Annotated in this window: 25 protein-coding genes; 17 read left to right on the top strand and 8 right to left on the bottom strand. The window is 61.6% G+C overall.

Annotated features, from left to right (window positions below):
- Positions 1-61 precede the first annotated feature (61 nt).
- Together HMPREF2806_RS01190 and HMPREF2806_RS01185 are read right to left on the bottom strand one after the other, a co-directional pair.
- Entirely contained in the window at positions 62-676 is a 615-nt protein-coding gene (locus HMPREF2806_RS01190) for a hypothetical protein (protein ID WP_070515724.1), read from the bottom strand.
- 109 nt (positions 677-785) lie between these two features.
- Positions 786-2,747, bottom strand: a complete 1,962-nt coding sequence (locus tag HMPREF2806_RS01185) for a choice-of-anchor I family protein (protein WP_070515723.1) — start codon at positions 2,745-2,747, stop codon at positions 786-788.
- A 176-nt stretch (positions 2,748-2,923) separates the two neighbouring features.
- Here HMPREF2806_RS01185 and ilvA point away from each other — a divergent pair, with 176 nt between their 5' ends.
- From ilvA to HMPREF2806_RS01165, 4 genes are read left to right on the top strand one after another with little or no spacing between them, the layout of a single operon-like run.
- Positions 2,924-4,207 carry a threonine ammonia-lyase IlvA gene (gene ilvA / locus HMPREF2806_RS01180; RefSeq protein WP_070515721.1) on the top strand — a complete coding sequence of 428 codons (1,284 nt, stop codon included), beginning with the start codon at positions 2,924-2,926 and terminating at the stop codon, positions 4,205-4,207.
- Complete coding sequence (locus HMPREF2806_RS01175; protein ID WP_070515719.1) at positions 4,207-4,854, top strand: YigZ family protein; 648 nt, start codon at positions 4,207-4,209, stop codon at positions 4,852-4,854. The genes ilvA and HMPREF2806_RS01175 overlap by 1 nt, the downstream gene beginning before the upstream one ends.
- Positions 4,855-4,879: 25 nt before the next feature.
- On the top strand, positions 4,880-5,116 hold the full coding sequence (locus HMPREF2806_RS01170) for a hypothetical protein (RefSeq protein ID WP_070515717.1): 237 nt from the start codon (positions 4,880-4,882) through the stop codon (positions 5,114-5,116).
- A 6-nt stretch (positions 5,117-5,122) separates the two neighbouring features.
- Positions 5,123-5,509 carry an RNA-binding S4 domain-containing protein gene (locus HMPREF2806_RS01165; RefSeq protein WP_010190494.1) on the top strand — a complete coding sequence of 129 codons (387 nt, stop codon included), beginning with the start codon at positions 5,123-5,125 and terminating at the stop codon, positions 5,507-5,509.
- Here the strand turns inward: HMPREF2806_RS01165 and HMPREF2806_RS01160 are convergent.
- The 5 genes from HMPREF2806_RS01160 to HMPREF2806_RS01140 form a co-directional block, all read right to left on the bottom strand.
- A complete protein-coding gene (locus tag HMPREF2806_RS01160) occupies positions 5,506-6,510 on the bottom strand; it encodes a GTP pyrophosphokinase (RefSeq protein WP_070515715.1) in 1,005 nt (334 codons plus the stop codon). The two genes, HMPREF2806_RS01165 and HMPREF2806_RS01160, sit on opposite strands and share 4 nt — an antisense overlap.
- 51 nt (positions 6,511-6,561) lie before the next feature.
- Entirely contained in the window at positions 6,562-7,170 is a 609-nt protein-coding gene (locus tag HMPREF2806_RS01155; RefSeq protein ID WP_070512523.1) for a hypothetical protein, read from the bottom strand.
- A gap of 145 nt (positions 7,171-7,315) precedes the next feature.
- Positions 7,316-8,701: a 3'-5' exonuclease gene (locus HMPREF2806_RS01150; protein ID WP_070515713.1), complete on the bottom strand. Its 1,386-nt coding sequence runs from the start codon at positions 8,699-8,701 to the stop codon at positions 7,316-7,318.
- Positions 8,702-8,750: 49 nt separating this feature from the next.
- Entirely contained in the window at positions 8,751-10,961 is a 2,211-nt protein-coding gene (glgX, locus tag HMPREF2806_RS01145; RefSeq protein WP_070512529.1) for a glycogen debranching protein GlgX, read from the bottom strand.
- A gap of 38 nt (positions 10,962-10,999) precedes the next feature.
- Positions 11,000-11,548 (bottom strand): TetR family transcriptional regulator, encoded by a 549-nt coding sequence (locus HMPREF2806_RS01140; protein ID WP_049155313.1) that lies wholly within the window; start codon positions 11,546-11,548, stop codon positions 11,000-11,002.
- A gap of 176 nt (positions 11,549-11,724) precedes the next feature.
- Between HMPREF2806_RS01140 and HMPREF2806_RS01135 the strand changes: the two genes are divergently transcribed.
- Complete coding sequence (locus HMPREF2806_RS01135; RefSeq protein WP_049155315.1) at positions 11,725-12,480, top strand: hypothetical protein; 756 nt, start codon at positions 11,725-11,727, stop codon at positions 12,478-12,480.
- Positions 12,481-12,488: 8 nt separating this feature from the next.
- Complete coding sequence (locus HMPREF2806_RS01130) at positions 12,489-13,031, top strand: hypothetical protein (protein WP_232745218.1); 543 nt, start codon at positions 12,489-12,491, stop codon at positions 13,029-13,031.
- Here HMPREF2806_RS01130 and HMPREF2806_RS01125 read toward each other — a convergent pair.
- Positions 13,028-13,951, bottom strand: a complete 924-nt coding sequence (locus HMPREF2806_RS01125) for a YbjN domain-containing protein (protein WP_046648000.1) — start codon at positions 13,949-13,951, stop codon at positions 13,028-13,030. The two genes, HMPREF2806_RS01130 and HMPREF2806_RS01125, sit on opposite strands and share 4 nt — an antisense overlap.
- A 166-nt stretch (positions 13,952-14,117) precedes the next feature.
- Between HMPREF2806_RS01125 and hisD the strand changes: the two genes are divergently transcribed.
- The 11 genes from hisD to HMPREF2806_RS01070 all read left to right on the top strand — a co-directional run bounded on the left by hisD (position 14,118) and on the right by HMPREF2806_RS01070 (position 22,906).
- Positions 14,118-15,467, top strand: coding sequence for a histidinol dehydrogenase (hisD, locus tag HMPREF2806_RS01120; RefSeq protein WP_070515711.1), 1,350 nt, complete (start codon positions 14,118-14,120; stop codon positions 15,465-15,467).
- 3 nt (positions 15,468-15,470) lie between these two features.
- Positions 15,471-16,574, top strand: a complete 1,104-nt coding sequence (locus tag HMPREF2806_RS01115; RefSeq protein ID WP_070515709.1) for a histidinol-phosphate transaminase — start codon at positions 15,471-15,473, stop codon at positions 16,572-16,574.
- A gap of 43 nt (positions 16,575-16,617) precedes the next feature.
- Positions 16,618-17,250 carry an imidazoleglycerol-phosphate dehydratase HisB gene (gene hisB, locus HMPREF2806_RS01110; protein WP_070515707.1) on the top strand — a complete coding sequence of 211 codons (633 nt, stop codon included), beginning with the start codon at positions 16,618-16,620 and terminating at the stop codon, positions 17,248-17,250.
- A 6-nt stretch (positions 17,251-17,256) separates the two neighbouring features.
- Entirely contained in the window at positions 17,257-17,439 is a 183-nt protein-coding gene (locus HMPREF2806_RS01105; RefSeq protein ID WP_070515705.1) for a hypothetical protein, read from the top strand.
- Between the two features lie 50 nt (positions 17,440-17,489).
- On the top strand, positions 17,490-18,710 hold the full coding sequence (locus HMPREF2806_RS01100; RefSeq protein ID WP_049155324.1) for an MFS transporter: 1,221 nt from the start codon (positions 17,490-17,492) through the stop codon (positions 18,708-18,710).
- A complete protein-coding gene (hisH, locus tag HMPREF2806_RS01095) occupies positions 18,707-19,342 on the top strand; it encodes an imidazole glycerol phosphate synthase subunit HisH (protein ID WP_046648004.1) in 636 nt (211 codons plus the stop codon). The genes HMPREF2806_RS01100 and hisH overlap by 4 nt, the downstream gene beginning before the upstream one ends.
- Positions 19,343-19,372: 30 nt before the next feature.
- The gene (priA, locus tag HMPREF2806_RS01090; RefSeq protein ID WP_070515704.1) at positions 19,373-20,155 is read left to right on the top strand and encodes a bifunctional 1-(5-phosphoribosyl)-5-((5-phosphoribosylamino)methylideneamino)imidazole-4-carboxamide isomerase/phosphoribosylanthranilate isomerase PriA; all 783 of its coding nucleotides are present in this window, start codon (positions 19,373-19,375) and stop codon (positions 20,153-20,155) included.
- 4 nt (positions 20,156-20,159) lie between these two features.
- Complete coding sequence (locus tag HMPREF2806_RS01085) at positions 20,160-20,963, top strand: inositol monophosphatase family protein (protein ID WP_046648132.1); 804 nt, start codon at positions 20,160-20,162, stop codon at positions 20,961-20,963.
- 161 nt (positions 20,964-21,124) lie between these two features.
- Complete coding sequence (hisF, locus tag HMPREF2806_RS01080) at positions 21,125-21,889, top strand: imidazole glycerol phosphate synthase subunit HisF (RefSeq protein ID WP_046648005.1); 765 nt, start codon at positions 21,125-21,127, stop codon at positions 21,887-21,889.
- Positions 21,886-22,284: a phosphoribosyl-AMP cyclohydrolase gene (gene hisI / locus HMPREF2806_RS01075; protein WP_070515701.1), complete on the top strand. Its 399-nt coding sequence runs from the start codon at positions 21,886-21,888 to the stop codon at positions 22,282-22,284. The genes hisF and hisI overlap by 4 nt, the downstream gene beginning before the upstream one ends.
- Positions 22,277-22,906: a TIGR02234 family membrane protein gene (locus HMPREF2806_RS01070; protein ID WP_046648007.1), complete on the top strand. Its 630-nt coding sequence runs from the start codon at positions 22,277-22,279 to the stop codon at positions 22,904-22,906. The genes hisI and HMPREF2806_RS01070 overlap by 8 nt, the downstream gene beginning before the upstream one ends.
- The last annotated feature ends 152 nt before the right edge of the window (positions 22,907-23,058 follow it).

The following is a 23,058-nucleotide window of genomic DNA, read 5'->3' as shown; positions in this document are numbered from 1 at the left end:
GGCGAAATAAATAGGCGCGAACCAAGTGAGGTTCGCGCCTTCGAGATCGTACGGTAGGGAATTATTCCTCAGCCGCGTCGGCCTCTTCCTTCTTCTTGGTGTTATCCCAGTAGAAACCGTGGCTCTTGAGGAAGGCACGCAGGTCGTTGAGGACAGCCGGGTTGGACTGCGCGACCGCGGCTAGCAGGTTGATGCCGACGGAAAGTAACGCAGCCGCGCCACCGATCCACGCAAAGACCTCCTCGGCCGTGTCATTGGGGCGTGCAGACTGTACCCAGTCCGGCATCTCGTCCCACTCCTTCTCCAGCTCAGCGTCCTTTTCTTCCTGGACGCAGTCCGGCTCTTCCGGCATACCGGAGGAACCATAACCGTTAAGGATGCCGAGTCCGAGCTCCTTCGGCCCCATGAAGGACGAGCCCGCAGTGTCATCGGCCACCGCGTTTTCGTGCTCCTCGCGCGCCTTGCGCACCGCATCCGCGCACTCCTCGGAGAGGCCGGAGGTATTGGTGTGACCGATGTTCATCGAGCTTCCGCCAGTGGAGCTCTGACCGTTCTGTCCGCTCTGGCTCTGCGCGGCGGGCTGAGCGCTACCAGAAGCGTCGTCGGCTGCAGCCAGCGGAGTTACCAGGGCCATGGTCGTGGTGCACACTGCGATCAGGGAGGTTGAAAGGCGCATAATCAGAGGGTTCTCCTTGGGAAGGGATGCGAGGGGATGAGAAAAAAGGGGGAGGGCTTGGTGCAAGCCCATTTCAATGTAGCAGCCCTCCCCAGGAGCGCGGTAGGGGCTAGAGGAACTTCTCCAGCTGCTCGCGCAGCGGTGCAGGGGCCAGACTGAGAACCGTTTCACGGATACCCGGGGCACGCAGCAGGCCTACGGCAGCAGCTAGGGCGGCGATGGCACCGATGACAGAACCAGCGATGATGGCCGCGGTGGACGGGCGGGAGCTCTGGCCGTCCTTGTTCTGGTCGTCCTGGTCCTGCGAGTCATCGCCAGGGTTCTCATCCGTATTCTCGTCCGGCTTCTCCTCTTCGTCCTTGTCGCCGGCGAGGAGATCTTCAACGGAGTAGACGGTCGTGGTTCCGGATACCTCGTTGCCGACGATGAGCAGGTACTCGCCGTTGGGGGAGTCCGCCTTGTCGACGAAGGCAAAGCCCTCCGGGCCTAGGTCGCCGGCAGCAGCGGACTCGTCGGTGGAGAAGTCGCGGTTGTTGACGTAGGTAACGAAGGAAGAGTTAGCAGGGTCGGTGACGTCGTAGACAAAGATGCCGCCGACGCGCTCCGCGCCGATGAAGGCGTATGTGCGATCTCCCACGGTGCCGATGGTGAGAGCCTCGGGCTCGGGGCCCTTGTTGTCGGAACGGTCATCAAACTCGGCGCTCTCATTATCGGCGTTGTGGTGGAACACGCCCGGCTCGTTGAGCTCGGCGGTGATCTTTTCGAACTCGGCACCGGAGTCGAAGACAACGTTGCCCTCCGCGTCGTAGATGCTAAAGGAACGGGAGCCGTAAGCATAAAGCTCGTCGAAGCAGCCCTTCTCTTCGTTCCAGCCAGAGGCGTTGCTCAGCTTCAGGTTGCCGGCTTCCTTCTTGTCGGCGAGTTTGTCCAGGTCGACGTCGCCAAGCGCGCCCTCGCACACCTTGCCATCCTCGACCACGTCCTTGAGCTCCACCTCATCGGTGTAGACGCCGGAACCGCCGTCCTTCTCCTCCACGCCCCATTCGCGGGCGTCGCCCTCGTTCGCGGTGGCGAAGTAGGTCTGGCCGCCAGCGGTGAAGGCACCGATGGAATCGGGCATGGACAGACCCTTAACCGGGATGGTGCGCAGCTCCGCCTTGTCATCCTTGTTCGAGGGGTCCAGCGGGACTGTCGAGTGATCCGCAATGTGTGCAGGCAGAATCTTTTCCACGGTGGCGGACTCGATGTCAATGACACCGATGGCGTTGGCCTCCTGCAGCGTTACAAAGGCCTTGCCGTCCTGGGAGGTGATGTACTCCGGCTCGAAGTCGATAGAGGGCTTGGAATCGTGACCGGAGGGGCCGAAGACGCGCACGCCCTCTGGCAGGGGCTGACCGTCGAAGGCTGTGAAGTCGGCGATACGGGCGTGCGCTTGGGTTGAAGCCTCAACACCCTCCGGCAGCTTAATGACGGAGACGGAACCTTCCGGGTCCGTGATGTAATCGGTGCCCTCGGCGTTGAGCTCGTTCGAGGGCTCGCCCTCATTAGCCAGGAGAGCGTAGCCACCATCGGCGGTGATGTGGACGTTATCCGGCAAAGCGCCCACCATCACGCGCCCTAATTCGGCGGTCGCTAGGTCCTCGGCCGCGGCGTTGAAGAACAGTGCTTCGCCCTCCTCGGTCTTGTCCGCTTGCTGGACGGCGGCCACAGCCAGGCCATCGGGACGCACGGCCACGGAGTTGATTTCCTTGCCCTCGCCAGCAGAAATGGAACCGATGAGCGTGAGCTTGGTCGGATCCGAAGCATCGAGGACATCAATCTGGCCCGCGTGTGCGTTGACGGTGAGAATGCGCTTGGAGGCCGGGTGGAAGGCCACGATCTCTGCGGCGGACTCTTCGTAGACCCCAGACTCATAGGTGCCAATCGGGGTGACCTTGAGGTTAGCGTCGGCAGCAGAGTGTTCGATGACATTCTCTACAATCGCAGCCGAGGAAGTCGGTACAGCCAGGCTAAGGCACGTGGCGGTCGCAGCGCACAGGGTGAGGGAGCGGCGGGAGATAGAACGAGACATGCAGAAAAACTCCTTGTTGCGAGACGAAAAGATTCCGCACCACCGTACGTTTGCCCCTAGTGCTTTTGGGGAACAGTAAGTTGCGGCCAAACGAGATCTGGGTAAACGTTCGGTGAACCGGTCGAATGCTAGGTAATGTGCGACGCGTGGAGAGCGGGGCGCTAAAATAAGCCACCATGACAACCATCCCGCAAGACTTCGAGCCTATCCACGCCTCTGATATCCAACTGGCCCAATCGCGAATTAGCTCGGAGATTGCCCCGACTCCGCTGCAGTACTGCCCGCGCCTGTCCCAAGAGACAGGTTATGAGGTGTACCTGAAGCGCGAAGATCTGCAGGATGTGCGCTCCTACAAGATCCGCGGGGCTATTTACGGCATGTCAAACCTCAGCGAAGAGCAGCGCACGCAGGGGATAGTTACCGCCTCGGCGGGAAATCACGCCCAGGGCGTCGCCTACGCCTGCCGCACCATGGGAATCCACGGCAAGATCTACGTGCCGGAACCGACCCCGAAGCAAAAACGCGACCGCATCCTGGTTCACGGTGGTGATTTCGTGGAGTTGGTGGTCACCGGCGCTAACTTCGACGAGGCAGCTGCGGCCGCGCACGCGGATGCCGCTGAGCGCGGCGCCTTTTTCATCGAGCCTTTCGATTCGCGCGATACCGTCACCGGTCAGGGAACTGTGGCCGCGGAAATCGTGTCCCAGCTGTCCTCGATGGGCAAGTCCTTGGATACCGTGGTGGTCCCCGTGGGCGGTGGCGGACTCATCTCCGGCATCACCTCTTATCTCGCCGACATGGCCCCGCGCACCGCGGTAGTGGGCATTGAGCCGGCCGGGGCGGCGTCGCTGAGCGCTGCGTTCGCGGCCGGTGAGCCGGTAACCCTGGAGACCGTCGATCCCTTCGTCGATGGTGCTGCCGTCAAGCGCATCGGCGAGCTGCCTTTCAAGATTCTGGAAGCCAACCAGGGCCGCCTGCACCATGACATCGTCTCGGAAGGCGCCGTGTGCACGGAGCAGCTCGCGCTCTACCAAAACGAAGGAATCATTGCCGAACCTGCCGGCGCGCTGAGCGTGACCGGTCTGCGCACGCTCAACCTACAGCCGGGCTCAACGGTGGTCTGCGTGATTTCCGGCGGCAATAATGACGTGCTTCGCTATGCCGAAATCATGGAGCGCTCCCTGGTGCACCGCGGACTCAAGCACTACTTCCTGGTGAACTTCCCGCAGGAGCCAGGCCAGCTGCGCCACTTCCTGCAGGATGTTCTCGGCCCTGAAGATGACATCACGTTGTTCGAGTACCTCAAGCGCAACAACCGCGAGACCGGCGCCGCGCTGGTGGGTATCGAGTTGGGGAGTGCCGCAGGTATCGACGGACTGCTGGAGCGAATGGAGAAATCGAAGCTCAACTGCCAGCAGCTTCAGCCCGGCACGCCTGAGTACGACTTCCTCGTCGCATAATGCTGGAGAGCTATCAGCGCCCCGCCGCCGGTGAGATTGTCGAGCACGAGATTGAGATCAAGCGCTCGCGGTTTATCACCCTCATAGGCCGCGCCACGACGGAAGCGGAAGCACGCACGCTTATCGACGGCGCCCGCGACCGCTTCCCTGACGCCCGCCACCACTGCTCGGCCTACATCTACCACGTTGACGGCTCGAATCCAGTGGAGCGCTCCTCCGATGATGGCGAGCCCTCCGGCACGGCGGGCAAGCCGATGCTCGATGTTCTGAAGGGCTCCGGACTGCTCGATATCTGCGCGGTCGTGGTGCGCTACTTCGGCGGTATCAAGCTGGGCGCGGGCGGGCTCGTGCACGCCTATGGAGGTGCCGTCAGCGAGACGATGGAGCAGGTTGAGCCCGTCACGCGTGCCTTGCGCGAGCTCTATACCGTCGAGGTTTCGCACGCGGAGGCCGGGCGGCTGGAGGCGGAGTTGCGCAACCGTGGCGTGGACATGGTGGATACCGCCTACGGCCAGGCGGTGACCTTCACCGTGTCTGTGGAGCCCGGCGGCAAGGAGGAACTCGCGGCGACGCTCGCGGCGCTGACCCAGGGCGAGGCAGAACCGAAGGAAGCTGGAACTGCCTGGGTCGAGCTTTCAGGCCGCTAGCTTCTGTCCATGTAGAATAAGCCCCATGACTATGCAGCGACGCCCCAACAACCCCATTGAGCAACGCAAGCAAGCCGTGCGCACCCACGCCCGCAACGGAGCTATCTGCGTCGTGGGCGGCGTCGCCGGCGGTGTCCTCTTGGGTTGGACGCTCACCGGTTTCTGGACTTTCATGGCGATTGGCCTCATCGTTGCCGTGGTGGGTGGAGGGTACAACTGGATTAAAATCCAGAAGATCGTGAACGAGAACCACAACTTTTAAGAACCTATGGTGAATCAGCCCGACGGGCGGCCCGTGCGCATCGATGCCTGGGTCTGGTCCGTGCGCATGTTCAAGACGCGCTCGGAAGCCGCCACCGCCGTGCGCGCCGGGCACGTCAAACTCAACGGCAACGCCACCAAGCCCGCGCAGCAGGTTGTGCCCGGCGACCGCGTGCGCGTGTGGCGCAACCATCACGAGCATGACCTTGAGGTGCTTGCTACCGTGTCCAAGCGCGTCGGCGCCCCGATTGCGCGCACCTGTTACATTGACCATGCCCCGCCGCCACCGCCGAAGGAGTTCATGCCCTCCGTCCCAGTCCGCCCGCGCGGTGCAGGCCGCCCCACGAAGAAGGAGCGCCGGCAGATGGAGAAGTTCCGCGGCGGATTCCGCTAATTATTCCGGAAGTTCTTTAAGGCCTTCAGGCGCGCGTTCAAGCGGCGCTTGCGGTCCCTGCGGTCGCCGGCATCGGCGGTGGCCTCGATGTGTTGGGCGCCGAATTTGTTGAGCAGCAGGTCGTCGATAAGCCTGACCTGGCCTGGGCGGAAGCGGTAGCGCATGGCGTCGTGCACATGGGCGATGGCGTCTTCATCGAGGAGCTGCTTGAGCTGGCTTAGACGATTGATGCCGTTGTTTTCTAAAAGCTCCGCCAGGAAGCGGTAGTGCTCCGAGCGTGAACGCGGAAAGCGGTTACCCAGAATGATGGCGAGGACGCCGGGGAGGGTCTCTGCCGTGATCTCCACGTCATCGTCCGCCTCAGAGCTGGGAGCCTTGAGCGCGGCGATTTCATCGAATTGCTGATCCGCCAGCTCAATGAGGCCTGCGGCGAGCGTAAAGAGCCGATCGACCTGTGGGGAGGGAGGATTCGGACCCTGTTTGTAGCGGATATCGTGTTCGAACTCGGCCCACGCGTGCTGGAGTACGGTGCGAATCTGAATCTCGAAGGTCCAGCCGATATAAGGCTCAAGTTCCTCCAGCGTGGCGGCGCTATCCTCCGATACCGTCAGTACCAAGTGATGGGAGCCATAACCAAAGCCACCGGAAATTCGCGTCTCCGCTGCCTTATCCACTGAGCGAAGCACGGTAAAGGTCTCTCCTAAAACCTCCAGGGCCTCTGGGATAATCGTGGAGTGGAAGACAGTAATCCGCACGCCCAAAACATCGTGAATATCCTCCCACGGGTTCGGATACATGAGCTCGCCGTTCTCTCGACGCTTCTTCGCCTTGGCCTTGAGCGACGGCCATTGTTTTACACGGGTGGCCACGCGGTCGAAGATAATTCCGGCGTCGTTCAGCAAGTCCTCGATGGCGTCGCGGAAGTCTTGCGCCGCGGTGGGGTGCGCGCGTACCCAGGAGTGGTACTGGTTGCCCAGGCGGGACATGGATGATTCAGGCATTGTGAAGAACGTGACTCCTTTCGGCCACGGCAAGAATGACGTGAGGCGTATCTACACCTCGAGAGGGAAGCCGTTAGCCAATACTAGTGGTTGCAGGCTCAGAGGGGGACGATGGCGCGGGCGCAACTCGGCCGCGCGGCAGGCCAGTTCCGTCGCTCGCTGTGGGGAAACGTTCAGCAGCGCGTAGAGGGTGTGCGCATCAGGAACGAGGTAGGTAATACTCGTGGCTTGGCTCAAGCGTTTCAGATGATTATCCAGGATAACGAAGGCCTGCGGATGCGCCAACCACGACGATACGGTGCAGCGATGCACGCGCACCTCGAGGCTGCCTTCAGCGCCGCTGAGACTCTGCTCCGCTGGCCGGGTAAAGAAACGCAGTCCCTGCTGTGTTAACGCGCGGCGTTGAAGATTAAGCGCTGCGGTATCCCACGCTTGGCGCGTAGTCAGGCCCAGATCGTCCAACGCACGCTGGCTCACGCGCTTGGTTTCGGCACCCGTGCCGTGCACCATGGACATCGATAGCGTCCGCGAAAGCTGGATGCGCGCGGGCGAGTCGCCGAAGCCATCATCGCACAGCTTAATTCCGTTGAGCTCTTCGCTCGGGCAGAGCGAAGGGAGTAGGTGATCGACGTGAAGCGAGGTGGGCAGCGCGATGGTCATGTGTTCGTCTCCGTGAAAGGTAGGCTAGTGCGGATTCCTTGCCTTTATTGGACTGTGTCTTGCGCCCACAGGTTCCCACCGGAGAAGAGAAATTTCACCGCGCGCTAGAGCCCGGATGCCCTAGCGCGCTAGCGCCTTTTACTGCCTAGAACGGTGGGGCTTCGTCGAGCTGCAGTTCCTCTAAGAGCTTGTCGGACTGCCAGATGGCGATGTCCTGGCCGTTGCTTTGCAGCTCTTCGGCACGCTTTTCCTTCGACGTCTTGGTGGCCCACTGGCCCACGACGAGGATGGTGGTCTTCTTCGTGACGTTTTTGCCTACCTGGCCGCCGCGCTCAGCGATCTTGGACCACAACAAGCCCTTGTCGAAAGGCTCAAAGTCACCGGTGAGGGTGACATTCTGGCCAAACAACGCGCCTTCCGGGTCGGCATCGGGGTTCGGATCCGGGATGGTGTCCGGGGTGGACACGGACTGCCACGGGGCCGGCCCGCGGCGCTCTTGCGAGGAGGAGCGCTTCTTCTGAGCACCCGAGGTAGCACCCGCCATGCGGGTGTTGTCGCGGAAATCTGTACCTGCGCCTAGGTCTGCTGCGGAAAGCGGTGCGGTGTTGGCGCGGAGGACAGGGATAACCGAATCCTCGCTTAAGGTTCCCAGTGCAAACTCGCGGGTAGAGAACAATTCCTCGATGGAACCGGAGTGGCCAAAACGTTGAGCCAAGGCACTGACAATTTCCCCAGCGGCGCGGGCATCCGCCGTGGCCTCGTGGTGCTGAAAATCTTCGGCGCCAATGTAGGAGGCAACGGTGGGAAGCTTATGGTTGGCCACGTCGATAACGCCGGCGCGGGAGGCGTCGCGAGCCAGCGCTAGCGAACATGCTAGGCGCACTTCTGGGACTGGAGCCGCCGCCTTCTGGAGGCCACTGCGCAAAGCGGTGGAATCGAATTGCGCGTTGTGGGCGACCAACGTGTCGGAACCGAGGAACTCGAAGAGCTCGGCAGCGGCGTCCGCGAAGGGGGAAGCGCCGGCGACGTCGTCTGCTGTGATGCCGTGGATACTGATGTTGACATCGTCGAAGTGCTCCAGACCCGGCGGGGGAGTACACAGCCACGTGCGGGACTCAGTTTCTTCACCATCGCGGAAGCGGACCGCTCCGATTTGGCAGACCGAACCCCAGTTGTCGTTAGCGGTTTCCACATCGACAGCGGTGAAATTCAGTCCGTCGACTCGGCTGCTGGTCGCCGGCGCTTCGCCGCGGAGGGCGGCCTTGACCGCCTGAGCGAAGGCCTCCGCGTCCTGGCCTGGGGCGAAGCGGATGACCGTGTCCCCAGCATTCCCCGCAGCATCGACCGTGCCGCGCACCACGACCTGCCCGAAGCCCGTGGCCGTTGGCGCCGTGCACTCCACGCTCGTGGCATCGGCCATCGAGAGAGCCTCGTGGGCCGGTGCGCCGAGGGACGCAGCAAGCTGGGAGCGGCGGAACGTGAGGGCATCGGCGGTGACATCAATGACAGCGCCATGGGCGGTATAGGACACAGATTCCTTTCAAGACAGGGGAGCAGAGCGTAGGTGGTAAAGGAGCAGTCTAGTTCTCGTCTGCTCCGGCGGATTCATCGCTGTCATCGAAAACCGGCGGCTCGGTCTGGCGGAGGATGAGCGACGTGCGCGGTTGCACCACGATGGATCCCTCAGCCGCGATGAGCTTTTCTTCATCTGGGTAGCCACCGGAGTCAGACGTATCCACGATGAGGCGCCAGCTAGCACCCAAGTCCTTCTTCGGCAGGGTGAACTCGATCTCCTCGTGGTGGGCGTTGAAAATCATGATGAAGGAATCATCCGTGATGCGCTCACCCCGGGCAGTCGTCTCCGTAATCGCGTTGCCGTTGAGGTAGACCATAAGCGCCTTACCGAACTCAAAGTCCCAGTCTTCAGGGGTCATCAGCTTGCCGGAGGGAACCAGCCACGCAATATCTCGGTCTTTCACCTCAGAACCGAAGGGGCCGCCGGCCAAGAAACGCTGGCGACGGAACACCGGGTGGTTCTTGCGGATATTAATCAGGCGCTTGGTAAAGCCGTGCATGGCGATGTTCTTCTCTTGCTCCAACATCGACCAATCGATCCACGAAATCTCGTTGTCTTGGCAGTACACATTGTTGTTGCCACCCTGGGTGCGGCCCAGCTCATCGCCGTGGCATAGCATCGGGGTGCCCTGGGACAGCAGAAGGGTGGTGAGGAAGTTACGCACCTGGCGGCGGCGAAGCTTCTTAATCTCTTCGTCGTCAGTGGGGCCCTCCACACCGTGGTTCCAGGAGCGGTTGTGGGATTCACCGTCGCGGTTGTCTTCTCCGTTTTCGGCATTGTGCTTTTCGTTGTAGGAGACCAAATCACGCAGCGTGAAGCCATCGTGCGCGGTGATGAAATTGATGGACGCGGTGGGGCGGCGGCCGTTGTTGGCGTAGAGGTCGGAAGATCCGGTCAGGCGCGAGGCAAACTCGCCCATCGTCGACGGCTCGCCGCGCCAAAAGTCACGGACGGTATCGCGGTACTTGCCGTTCCACTCGCTCCAAATGGGGGGGAAGTTACCAACCTGGTAGCCGTTATGGCCCACGTCCCAGGGCTCGGCGATGAGCTTGACCTTGGAAACCACCGGATCTTGCTGGACTAGATCGAAGAAGGTAGCCAGCTTGTCGACGTCATCAAGCTCGCGCGCCAGGGTGGAAGCCAGGTCGAAGCGGAAGCCGTCGACGCGCATTTCCGTTACCCAGTAGCGCAGCGAATCCATGATCAACTGGAGGGAGTGCGGGTGGCGGACATTAAGAGAGTTACCGGTGCCGGTGTAGTCCATGTAGTGCTCGGGGTTGTCATCAACCAACCGGTAATAGGCGTGGTTATCAATGCCGCGGAAAGCAATGGTCGGACCCATGTGGTTGCCCTCGGCGGTGTGGTTGTAGACAACGTCGAGGATGATTTCGATGCCGGCCTCGTGGTAGGCGCGAACCATGGCCTTGAACTCGGCGACCACCTCGCCGGGCTTCTTGGCGTAGGCATAGTCCGCATGGGGCGCGAAGAAACCGAAGGTGTTATAGCCCCAGTAGTTGCGCAGCCCCAGCTGGCGCAGGCGATCATCCTGCAGGAACTGGTGGACTGGCAGCAGCTCGACGGCTGTCACACCCAGGTCCTTGAAGTAGTTGATGATGGCCGGGTGTGCCATGCCGGCATAGGTTCCGCGCAGCTCCTCCGGAACATCCGGGTGCGTCATCGTCATGCCCTTGACGTGGGCTTCGTAGATGATGGTCTCGTTATCCGGCGTGTGGGGGCGGTTGTCGCCGTGCCACTCGAAGAAGGGATTAATCACCACCGACAGCATTGTGTGGCCTAGGGAATCATCGTCGTTGCGTCCGGTGCCGGGCTCGTCCGCGAAGATATCGTAGGAGTACAGAGAGGCATCGCCATCAAAGTCACCGTCGAAGGCGCGAGCATAAGGATCGACAAGAAGTTTTGAGGGATCGCAGCGCAGGCCATGTTCTGGTTCATAAGGGCCATGGATGCGGTAGCCATAGCGCTGCCCCGGGCTGACGTTGGGAAGGTAGGCATGCCAGACGTGGGCGGTGATCTCGGTCAGTTCAATGCGTTCTTCGTTGCCGTTGTGATCGATGAGGCAGAGCTCGACCTTCTCGGCGATCTCGGAAAAGATAGCAAAATTAGTACCGGCCCCATCGAAGGTGGAGCCGAGTGGGGAGGGGGAACCAGGCCACACCTGGCGAGATGGCGTTATATCAGCACGGGTCTCAGTCATGAGGCTTAGTTTAGTCAATTCCGCTGCATGCGATCGGTTCACAGCGTGCGTAAACCCGCGACCATGAGTTCTGCGGCGCGCACCAAGGTGTCAACGCCTGACACAGCATTCGACGCTGAGGGAGCTGCGCTTGGTGACGCCCCACTGAGCTGTTCTCGGGATTGCTCCATGAAGGTCGCTCCCAGGACGTAATGGATGAGAGCGCGGGCGGCGACGCCACTATCCTCCGGTGATGCCCCGGGGGCTTCCCGCTTCAACGCGGAGGTGAAAAGCTCCTCCAAGTCAGAACTTGCTGAGGATTCGGGGAAAGCGGCACCTGCTATGGCGACTTCGGCGCCGTCGCGCCAGCGTGTGAGTTCCCCATGAAGGGAGCTGACCAGCTCCGTTGTGGTCTCTCCTGTAACGGGGGAGAGGATCTCGGAGGTCATTGCGGCGATGAGCGATTGCTTATTGGCCACATGCCAGTACAGCGCGCCGGGAGCAACGCCGAGGTTGGTGGCAACACGGCGCATGGTGACATCGGCGAGCCCGTAGCGTGTCAAGAGCTCGAGGGCGGTGGAAACGATAGCGTCGCGAGAAAGGTGCACAACAACCCACTCTACGCGGCGCGGAAAAACACCAAGCGTGGCTCACAGGAAGCTTCAAGGTGAAGTGTAGGGTTTATACAATCATGCCTTGTTAGGGTTATGTGAAGTGCCCAAGGGCAACTGCCACGCCCAGCGTGGTTTTACTATCGCTCTCTATAGATATTAGGAGTTATCCCTTGTCTTTTCTGACACCTGCCAAGAAGTCCCTCGTCGCTGTTGCGCTCGTCGCGCCGCTCTCCTTGGCTGCTTGCGGTTCCGATGATGAGAACGCTACCGATACCGCTTCCTCCGCGGTGAAGACCACCACCACGACGGAGTCCAAGGACAAGACCTCCGAGGGGCAGTCGAAGGAGAAGGATTCTGAAAAGAAGGAGGGAGACGAAAAGAAGGAAGGCGAAGAGAATAAGGACGGCGAGAACGCCGATCCGAAGCCGGAAGGGGAGAACCCCGAGGGCGGCGAAAACCAGGCCATGGCTAACCCCTTCGAGAACGGTGTGGATCCGTTCCAGAGCATGCCGAAGGTTGAGCCGGTCCAGGGTGAGGCTGCAAGCCAGGAAGACATTGACGGCATCAATGGTCTGGTCCGTGGCATGTACGAGCAGCAGACCATGCGTTCCTTCGTGAAGTACCTCCCGGAGCACACCTGCGCTGAAGTGCGCAACGACCCGAACTCCGGCCTTGACCAGGTGGACTACAACCAGGTTCCGGATGTTCCGATGGACCAGCTCAAGGACATGATGGCGGCAGCTGGCCAGGACACCTCGCAGATGGAAGGCTTTGACTGGTCCAAGACCGGTGTTGAGTCCATCAACGATGTCGTGGTCAACGGTGACGATGCATCCGCAACCGTGAACGTCAACACCAGCAAGGGCATGGACAGCTCCACCATGCGCTTCAAGCGTGAGAACGGCAACTGGACCTTCTGCGGCTAGAACATATCGTGCCTGCACTGCGTGCACCTAGCTTTCGCATACCCCGCGCCATCGGATTTGGTGCGGGGTTGCTCGCGTTAGCGCTCCTCGGGTTTTCTGTGGCCGGCGCCGCGTGGGGGCTGTGGCGTCCTGCCCTGAAGGGGCACCGGGTTGATGATGGCGGCTACGCCCTGCGCAACGTCGCTAACGTTCAGTTTGATTCCTACATCACTTTTGTACTCATTACCGGTGCCCTGGGTATGGCGTTGGGGCTTATTGCCTATCGGCGCGGCGAGCGCTACCGCGGCGTCGGGGTATTGCTGTGGGTAGCCCTGGCTTCCTTGGCTGGCGCGGCGTCGTTCTACGTCTTTGGTGGAGCTACCGCAACGAGTATCCCGGACGATCCCGGGGAAATTGTGGAGTTCGTGCCGAAATTCTCGCCCGGCATCGCCTGGCTCGTGGGGCCGTTCATGGCCATGTTTACGTACTGGTCCGCAGTATTTGTCAATCCTCCTCGTGCCGTGGACGACGAAGAAGCGGAGGCAATGGCGGCTGAGGCAGAGGCTCCTTAGGGCCAAGCGACGGGGGAGGAGCCCACAGCATCGCGTGAAATGTCATCGATGCCGTGGAGGACGTGTTTGATGCCGCGGCCTAGGGCGGTGATCAGTTGGGCGTCGGAAAGCCCAGCGCCCGTCATAACGGCGTAGTCAATGCGCACCTGCAAGCCATCGACGTTGGAGTGGCAGAAGGCAGAAGCCGAGTGGTTGGTGCGGTTCCAGTCATTGCAGATGAGGAAAATTTTGGAGAATTCGCTGCCTGGGAGGTTGGGATCCCAATGGCCTTTAATGATGAGGCTCGGCCCAGAGTCGATAGCGAAGGCAAAGAGGACATCGTTTATCCACGCGTAGACGGCCTCTTCCGCATCTGCTTGGAAACGCGTAATACCGAGGGCGGGTAAAAGCTCCCCGAGACGAGCGGTATCGACTGTGCCGACGGGGCCGTCGAGCTCTATCTGTTCTTCCGGAGCCGCCGGGCGGGGAAGCGTCAAGACGGGGAAATAATCCGCTAATTCCTCAAGGCAGGCCGCCGCGTTGTGCAGCGCAGGGATGACAGAGGCGGAGAGCTGGGCCGCCGTGGGTTTCTGGTGCACGACGAGGAAGGAATGGCCCCACACCTCGACCTCGGTCGGGGAGGAATAATTGAGCACGAGCTGCGGCGAAAGACAATCGTGGTTCCAGTCGTTGACGAACTCGCTGAGCGCGGGGATATCGCCGAAGCCCAAGACCCCGTGGTGGGTGGTGCAGAAACGTAAAATGGGCTCGCCCTCGGTATCCATAAAGGCGCGGGTCTCCCCGAGCGGCGGATGGGGGAAGAGGAGTTCGTGCGCGCTGACCCGGATGCAGTGGAGGCTTTCGCGGTGCGCGAGGTGCTCCACACGGGCAAGCAGATCCGAGGTGGAGTGGCTGTCATTACCTTCGGCGCCGTTGCTCATCTCGCCGCCTCCCTTCGCCGAGTCGGGGTGCCGGAACGTGTTAGTAGTGACACATTCTATAACCTGCACCTGCCAGCTCGCTGGCTTTTTGGCACGGGTATAGTAATGGGAAGGTATAGAAACCGCTGCATATTATGCGGCTGTATATTATGAAAAGGGCTTGAGCATGCTACGAACCATTGACCTGCGCGGAGAGACTCTCACCACCTCCCGCCTGCGCCGAGTATTGCCGCGAGGCGGAACCGATGTTTCCTCAGTCATGGACATTGTTATCCCCATGGTGAACAAGGTGCGAGAAGGTGGTGTTGCGGCGGCCCTCGACTTTGGTGAGAAATTCGATGGCATCCGCCCCGCCGCGGTGCGGGTCCCGCATGAGGAGCTCGAGAAGGCGGCCCAAGAACTGGCCCCTCAGGTCCGGGCAGCTATCGAAGAATCTATCGCCCGCGTGCGCGCCGTTCACGCGGACCAGAAGCCGGCCCCACACACGACAACGCTGGCGCCAGGTGCAACGGTTACCGAGGTTTTTCAACCCATTGAGCGGGTAGGACTGTATGTGCCAGGAGGCAAGGCGGTGTACCCATCCTCCGTCATTATGAATGCCGTCCCGGCCCAAGAAGCAGGCGCTGAAGCGATGGTCGTGGCTTCCCCGCCGCAGAAGGAATTCGGTGGCCTGCCGCACCCGACGGTGCTGGCCACCTGCCACATGCTCGGCGTGGACGATGTCTGGGCAGTCGGTGGTGGACAAGCCATCGCGCTTCTGGCCTACGGCGACGATGAACCCGCCACGGGGGAGGATGCTCTTGAACCCGTGGATATCATCACCGGTCCCGGCAATGTCTTTGTTGCTGCTGCTAAGCGCGCGGTGCAGGGAGTGGTGGGCATCGATGCGGAAGCCGGCCCCACCGAGATCGTTATCCTGGCCGACGAGACCGCCAACCCGGTCTACGTGGCCTATGACCTCATTTCTCAGGCGGAGCATGATCCGATGGCTGCCTCCGTGCTCATCACCGACTCGGAGGAGCTTGCTGCCGCCGTGAATGCGGAAGTAGCTCAGCGCTACACCGCCACCGCGAACGCCGAGCGCGCAGCTGAGGCTTTGCGCGGCGAACAGTCCGGCATCGTGTTGGTCGATGACCTCGAAGCGGGCATTGCTGTCGCGGACGCCTATGCCGCTGAGCACTTGGAGGTTCACACGAAGAATGCCCGGGCAGTAGCGGAGCGTATCCGCCACGCCGGTGCCATTTTCGTGGGTGATTATTCGCCGGTGCCGCTCGGTGATTACTCCGCTGGCTCCAACCACGTCTTGCCCACCTCGGGAACCGCGCGGTTTAGCGCTGGGCTGTCGACGCACACCTTCCTGCGCCCGGTCAACCTCATCGAGTATGACCGCGCAGCACTCGGGGAGGTGGCGGAGAATGTGATTGCCTTTGCCACCGCGGAGGCACTGCCTGCCCACGGCGAAGCAATTGCTGCACGATTCGCCGATGCCCCAGATACCCAGAAAGTAGAGGCTTAAGTAATGGCTGAGTTGAAGGATCTTCCCCTGCGCGAAGAATTGCGCGGCTCCAGTGCCTATGGAGCCCCGCAGCTGACGGTGACCAACCAGCTCAACACCAACGAGAACCCCTACCCGCCGTCGGAGGCGCTGGTCAAGGACATCGTGGCGGCCGTCGAAAAGCACGCCCGAGAGCTCAACCGCTATCCAGAGCGCGACGCCGTCGAACTGCGCACGGCGCTGGCGGGGTATGTCAGTGAGCAGACCGGCGTGAATGTCAGCGTGGACAACGTGTGGGCGGCCAATGGTTCCAACGAGGTGCTGCAGCAGCTGCTCCAAGCCTTCGGAGGGCCGGGGCGCAGCGCGCTGGGATTTACCCCGAGCTATTCCATGCACCCCATCCTGTGCGCGGGCACCCAAACCGAATTCATCTCCTGCCCGCGGAACGAGGATTTCCGCATTGCGGAAAAGGAGGCGCTGGAGGCCGTCGCCAAGCACCGCCCCGACGTTGTCTTTATTACCACCCCGAACAATCCCACCGGTGACGTCACCCCGATCGACCTAGTGGAGAAGATCGTGCAGGCCGCGCCGGGCATCGTCATCGTGGACGAGGCCTACATGGAGTTCTCGCCTTCACCTTCTGCCACCACGCTGCTGGCGAAATATCCGACCAAGCTCGTGGTCTCACGCACGATGTCCAAGGCCTTCGATTTCGCCGGCGGACGCTTGGGCTACTTCGTGGCCGATCCGGCTTTCGTGGAAGCCGTGATGCTCGTCCGCCTGCCCTATCACCTCTCTGTCCTCTCCCAGATCGCGGCCGCCGTGGCTCTGACACACAAGGAGGAGACTTTGGGCACCGTGGCGAAGCTGTCGGCGGAGCGGGACCGGGTTGTCGCACGGCTCCAGGAGCTCGGGTACTACGTGGTGCCGAGCGAATCCAACTTCGTGTCCTTCGGACGCTTTGCCGATCAGCACGCGGTGTGGCAGGGGTTCCTGGACCGCGATGTCTTGATCCGAGATAACGGCGTACCGGGACTCCTGCGCGCCACGATTGGCCTGCCTGAAGAGAATGATGCCTTCCTTTCGGCCGCAGAGGACTTGGCAGATACAGTAGAGATGATTAACTGAGCCCCTCCTATGGGGCACGATTTGAAGGAGGAGCGTGGGGACGATGAGCGCTGATGAAGCTGCACGCCGCGATGGCGGCGACCGCATTGGCCGCGCCGAGCGCGTTACTGGGGAGACAAAAATCTCTGTAGAAATCAACCTCGATGGCACCGGCCAAGCGGATATTTCGACGGGGCTGCCGTTCTTTGATCACATGCTGAATGCTGTGTGCACCCACGGCTCCTTCGACCTTCGCGTCCACGCCGACGGCGATATCGACATCGATGCCCACCACACCGTCGAAGACACCGCGATTGTTCTCGGCCGTGCCTTCCTGGAAGCATTGGGGGACAAGTCCGGTATCCGCCGTTTCGGGTCCCAGCTGCTGCCCATGGATGAGGCACTGGTGGAGGCCGTCGTCGACATTTCTGGGCGCCCCTACTTCGTGATGAATGGCGAACCGGAAAACATGGAGTGGCAGGTCATCGGCGGGCACTACGCCACGGTGATCAACCGTCACTTCTTCGAAACCTTTGCCACGCACTCGGCGACGACTCTGCATGTCAACGTGCGGTACGGCCGCGATCCACACCACATCACGGAGGCTGAGTACAAGGCGGTGGCCCGTGCCCTGCGTCAGGCTACTGAGCGGGATCCGCGCATGACCGGAGTTCCTTCGACGAAGGGAGCTCTCTAAGCCGTTATGAACGTGTTGGTTCTCATTCTCTTTCTGGTCACCGGTTTGCTCGTCGGAGGCGCGTGGGCGGCTTATCAGAATGGCTCGGTGCTACTGACCGTGGTCGCAGGCGCGCTCGCGGCGGTGTCCGCGATCGCTGCGCTGGCCTGGATGCTTGACATCTTCTCAGCGGGGGTGGCAGCGAAGTGACGGAGCACACCCCGCAGAGCGTATGGAAGGTCGCCGGCTTTAGAGAAACCATGATCGCGGTGGTTTCCGCCTTCGGTGCCTGGTCGGTCCTGCTTCCGGTGGTGCCGCTGGCCGTGCTGGATTCTGGCGGTTCCGCGACATTGGCTGGTGCTACGACTGGCGTGTTCATGTTGGCCACGGTGCTTACCCAGATGGCGACGCCGATGCTGCTGCGCATCTTTGGCTATCGCCCGATCATGGCGGCCTCGGCACTGCTGCTGGGACTGCCGGCGTTGGGGCACATGCTGGGCGACGCCGCCCCGATCGCCCTGGGTTTCTCCGCTCTGCGCGGCATCGGTTTCGGCGCCCTCACAGTGGCGGAGAACGCTCTCATCGCAGAAATTACGCCGCGGCGTTTGCTGGGCAAGGCCACCGGTATCTTCGGTTTGTTCATCGGTGCAGCCCAGATGGCGTTCTTGCCTTTGGGTCTCGCGGTGGCTTCAGCCTTTAACTACAACACGGTGTATCTCCTAGCCGCTGGGCTTGGCCTGCTGGGATTCTTTACCTGCATTTTGGTACCGCAAATCAAGGCAGCTCCAGTGGGGTTGCCGGACCCAACGGATACCACTCCGCGGGCACCAATGTGGAAGCTTGTACTCGTCCCAGCGCTCGCTCTGACCAGTTTCTCCGTGAGCTACGGCGTCGCCTCCAATTTCATTTCCCCGGCGGTGCGCGAGCTGGATCCTGAGCGTGGCGCTGTCCTGGGTGGCCTCATGCTGTCCGTAATCGGTGGCGCGGCCATGATTTCACGCTATGTCGCCGGTGTCGTGGCGGACCGCGTGGGCCAGCCAGGCACGTTGATGATTCCAGCCCAGGCTTTCTCAGTCTTTGGCGTGGGCCTAATCGCCGCCGTGCTGTGGCAAGAATGGTCAGTATGGTTGCTCGTCTTCGGCACGGTCATCTATGGCGCGGGTTTCGGCATCGTCCAGAACGAGGCCTTGTTGTCGATGTTCGACCGCCTCCCTCGCGAGCGCCTATCCGAAGGTTCTGCGGTGTGGAATATCTTCTACGACGGTGGAACTGGACTTGGTTCGACGGTTCTCGGCGCCGTCGTGGCTATGTCCGGATACGATGGCGCCTTCGCGGCTGGTGCCGCCATCATCGCGGTTGGCCTGCTCATGTCCGTGGCTGACCGCGCTTTGGGCAAGACCCGTGTGAGCGAGCTGAATGATATTCAGACTCGCCTGCGCATGATTAGAAGGCCGAGGAGGCCCGGAAAGGAGCCACGATGAGCTCATACGACGTAGTAGTCCTGGATTATGGTGCTGGCAATGTCCGGTCGGCAGTGCGCGCGCTGGAGCGGGTCGGCGCTACCGTGACGGTCACCGCGGACCCCAAGACAGCCGTGGAAGCCGATGGCCTCCTAGTCCCCGGTGTGGGGGCCTTCGCCGCCTGCATGGAGGGGCTGCGCGCCGCGCAGGGACCAAGGATTATCGGCCAACGCTTGGCTGGCGGGCGCCCCGTCCTGGGAATCTGTGTGGGTATGCAGATTCTTTTTGACTCAGGTACCGAACACGGCGTACACACCGAAGGCTGCGGCGAGTGGCCGGGAGAGGTCTCCCGCTTGCAGGCTTCCGTTCTCCCACACATGGGATGGAACACCGTGGAGCTTCCTAGCGGAAGCCGCATGTTCGAAGGCGTGAGCGCGGAGGATCGCTTTTACTTCGTGCATTCTTATGCCGCGCGGAACTGGGAGCTCGAGACGGAGATTACCGAGCCACCGAAGGTGGCGTGGTCTGAGTACGGCGGTGACCGCTTTGTCGCCGCAGTAGAAAACGGTGCGTTGTGGGCCACGCAGTTCCACCCGGAGAAATCGGGTGACGTGGGTTCGCAGCTGCTAAAGAACTGGATTGGAACGCTTTAAAGAGCCCGCGTGAAAGGTAGACTACCCACCATGAGCTTTACACTGTTGCCCGCGGTTGACGTCGTTGATGGTCAGGCAGTACGCCTCGACCAAGGAGAAGCAGGAACCGAAAAGTCCTATGGATCGCCGCGGGAGGCCGCCCTTAAATGGCAGGCCCAAGGCGCGCAGTGGTTGCACGCGGTGGATTTGGACGCCGCCTTCGGTCGTGGCTCCAACCACGAGCTGCTCGCTGAAATTACGACGAGCGTGGATCTAGACGTGGAATTGACCGGAGGTATCCGGGACGACGATTCCTTGGCGCGAGCCTTGGCCACTGGTGCCCGCCGCGTCAATATTGGAACTGCAGCGCTGGAAAACCCAGAATGGATTGCCAAGGTCCTCGCAGAACATGGCGACCGCATTGCAGTGGACCTCGCCGTCCGAATGGTGGATGGTGAGTGGCGCACACGCGGTCACGGCTGGGTATCCGATGGCGGAGACCTCTGGGAGGTGCTCGAGCGTCTTGATGCAGCGGGTTGCACCCGTTTCGTGGTGACGGATGTGTCGAAGGATGGCACACTCCAGGGCCCCAATATCGAGCTGCTGCGTGAGGTAGCGGCCGCCACGGACGCCAAGGTGACCGCCTCCGGCGGTATTTCCACGCTCGATGATCTGCGCGAGTTGGCCCTTTACGAGAACGAAGGGATCGATTCCGCCATCATCGGTAAGGCACTCTACGAGGAGCGCTTTACCTTGGAGGAGGCTCTTGCAGCCGTTGCGGAGGTTTCCCCGCTGCCGGGAGAGGAATACATCGACCCGATCGAGGAGAAGTAAGCCTATGGCCCCGATGACAGGAACTTCAGCGTCGGATCCGCGCGAACTTGTTGCCTTTGCGGAAGCCGCAGTGGACCAGGTTGATGATCTCTTCCGCAGGGGCCTCGGCGCGGCACCCGCGCGCTTCAAAGGCGAAGGCGACTTTGCCACCGAGGTGGATCTGCTCATCGAACAGCAGTTGCGCCAGACATTGGGCCAGCTCACTGGCATTCCGGTGTTCGGCGAAGAGTCCGGTGGCAACCTGGAGGAGACGGTGTGGGTTGTGGATCCGGTAGATGGAACCGCGAACTACTCGGCCGGGAATCCGTGCTGCGGCATTCTTGTGTCGCTCCTGCACGACGCAAAGCCGGTCGTCGCCGTCGCCGACTTTCCATTGTTGAACCGCCGTGTTGTTGCGGCGCAAGGGATGCCGCTGCGCACGAGCGGCGGCCCAACGACTGGGTTTGGGGGAGGAGAAGAAGCCCAAGGCTTCGACGAAGCGCGCGGACACGTGGGTTGCTCCTCGCACCTGCCCACGAGCCTCTTCAACGACCTTCGTGAGACCGGGCTGCGCCCCCGTATGACTGGATCGGTGGGGCTAGACAATGCCTTCGTGGCTCAGGGCGTGTTCGACGGTGCAGTGAATTTCTCGCCGCACCCATGGGATAACGCGGCGGGCGCGCTCATCATTAAGGCCGCTGGTGGCCGAGTGAGCGACCCCGAGGGCAATGAGTGGACTGCAAACTCGAAGGGCTTCGTGGGCGGGACCCCGCAGGTGCATGCCACGATTTTGGAGGCCATTGCTCGAAATCCCCGTGGGGACCGCTAGCTAGCTCCCGTCCCGGGGGCTGGCACCGGTGCTCAGCACTGGCGCTGAATCCCAGACTTGTTTTTACCGTTTTACCGGTTTCCTACTATGTTCATCACCGTTCGGTGGGCCCAAGTGGACTGCCGTTCATCTCACCTTTAGCTATGAGGAGGATTGTCACCATGGCGCTTGCCGTGCGCGTGATCCCGTGTCTGGACGTTGATAATGGCCGCGTGGTCAAAGGCGTCAACTTTGAAAACCTGCGTGATGCCGGCGACCCAGTGGAGCTGGCCGCTCGCTATGGTCAGCTGGGCGCTGATGAGCTGACATTCTTGGATGTCTCCGCCTCCAAGGATGGCCGCGGCACCATGCTCGACGTCGTTCGCCGCACGGCTGATCAGGTGTTCATCCCGCTAACCGTCGGCGGCGGCGTGCGGTCGGTGGAGGACGTTCGCGAGCTGTTGCGGGCTGGTGCCGACAAGGTGTCCGTCAATTCTTCCGCCATTGCGCGGCCCGAGTTGTTGCGCGAACTCGCGGATGTGTTTGGTTCTCAGTGCATCGTGTTGTCCGTCGATGCTCGCCGTGCGGCGGGCTTTCCCAGCGGGTTTGAGGTCACTACGCATGGCGGCACACGCTCCGCGGGGATCGACGCTGTGGAATGGGCCAAGCGCGGCGAGGAATTGGGGGTCGGCGAGATTCTGCTGAACTCCATGGATGGTGACGGAACCAAGGCGGGCTTCGACCTCGAATTGATTGAGGCCGTGCGTGCGGCGGTTTCGGTGCCGATCATCGCCTCGGGTGGGGCGGGGAAGGCCGAGCACTTTCCACCGGCTATCGACGCCGGAGCGGATGCCGTGCTCGCGGCTAGTATCTTCCACTTTGGCGAGGTGGAGATTTCCGAGGTCAAGCAGGCATTGGCTGCTGCGGGAAAGGAGGTCCGTCAGTGACAAAGGACAGCACTGGCCCCGCCGGCACCACGAACGTCGGGGACTATGAGCTGAGTGACGACATTGCTCAGCAGCTCAAGCGTAATGAGGCGGGCCTGGTCCCGGCTATCGTGCAGTCGGAGCGTGGTGAGGTACTCATGCTGGCGTGGATGGATGACCACGCGCTGGCTTACACGCTGGCGACGCGCCGCGGGACCTACTACTCTCGCTCGCGTCAAGAGTATTGGATCAAGGGGCTGACGTCCGGCAATACCCAAGAGGTAGTGGGTGCGCGCCTAGATTGCGATGGTGACACCATTTTGCTCACCGTACGTCAGCGCGGCGGGGCATGCCATACCGGCGACCGAACCTGTTTCGACGCTCGAACCCTTCTTGGGGAGGAAGATCATGGCTAAGCGCAGCGGACCCGTACTAGTGTTGGTCGGGGCCATCTTATTGTGGCTATCCTCCCGCATGACGTGGGTGAAGGCGGCGGTCGAAGACGATAAGGCCGGATCGAGCGTGGTGGAGCTGTCCGGCTCCTTATGGTCCCTTGAACTCATCGCGCTGAGCGTGGTGGTCCTAGCCGGTGGCGTGGCTGCCTTCGCTCTCCGGCGCACCGGCCGGCGCATCGTCTCCGTCATCACCGCCCTCGCTGCTGCGGCTGCGGGATGGCGTCCGGTGGCGCTGTTGACTGCCGGCCCCGAGGCGGAGCGTGCCCAGGAGCTTCTACAAGGCGGGACCAACGATACCTCCGTGGATACGACGACTATTTCCGATTGGGCCGTCGTCCTCACCGCGGACGCGTCGATCGCGGGCCCAGTTCTCGCTCTCGTCGGCGCCGCCTTGGCGCTCTTTGGTGCGGTGCTGGTGGCGAGCAACCCGGGTGCCGATAAAACCCGCACAACCAAATACGAAACCCCGGCGGTGCGGCAGGAGCGCCTACAGGAAGAACTCGAAACCTCCCAAGATTCCGGCCGCGTGATGTGGGACGCGCTGGATGCTGATATTGATCCCACAGATCCCCGCTCCTCCTAAACTCCCCGCTCCTCCTAAACACTCGCAGCATGATGGAGAGCCTAGTGAGAAAGGCCCTGTTGCGGGGAACGGGTGCCCCGGATTTCTAGTTAGAGGTGGGGGCGCGCTAGCCTAAATGTGATCTCGAACGCCCCTGTTTCTTTCTTTGAGTT

It is taken from the genome of Corynebacterium sp. HMSC076G08 (assembly GCF_001811515.1).
In the GTDB taxonomy this organism is placed as follows: Bacteria; Actinomycetota; Actinomycetes; order Mycobacteriales; family Mycobacteriaceae; genus Corynebacterium; species Corynebacterium hiratae.
This window is presented reverse-complemented; position numbering and strand designations above follow the sequence as displayed.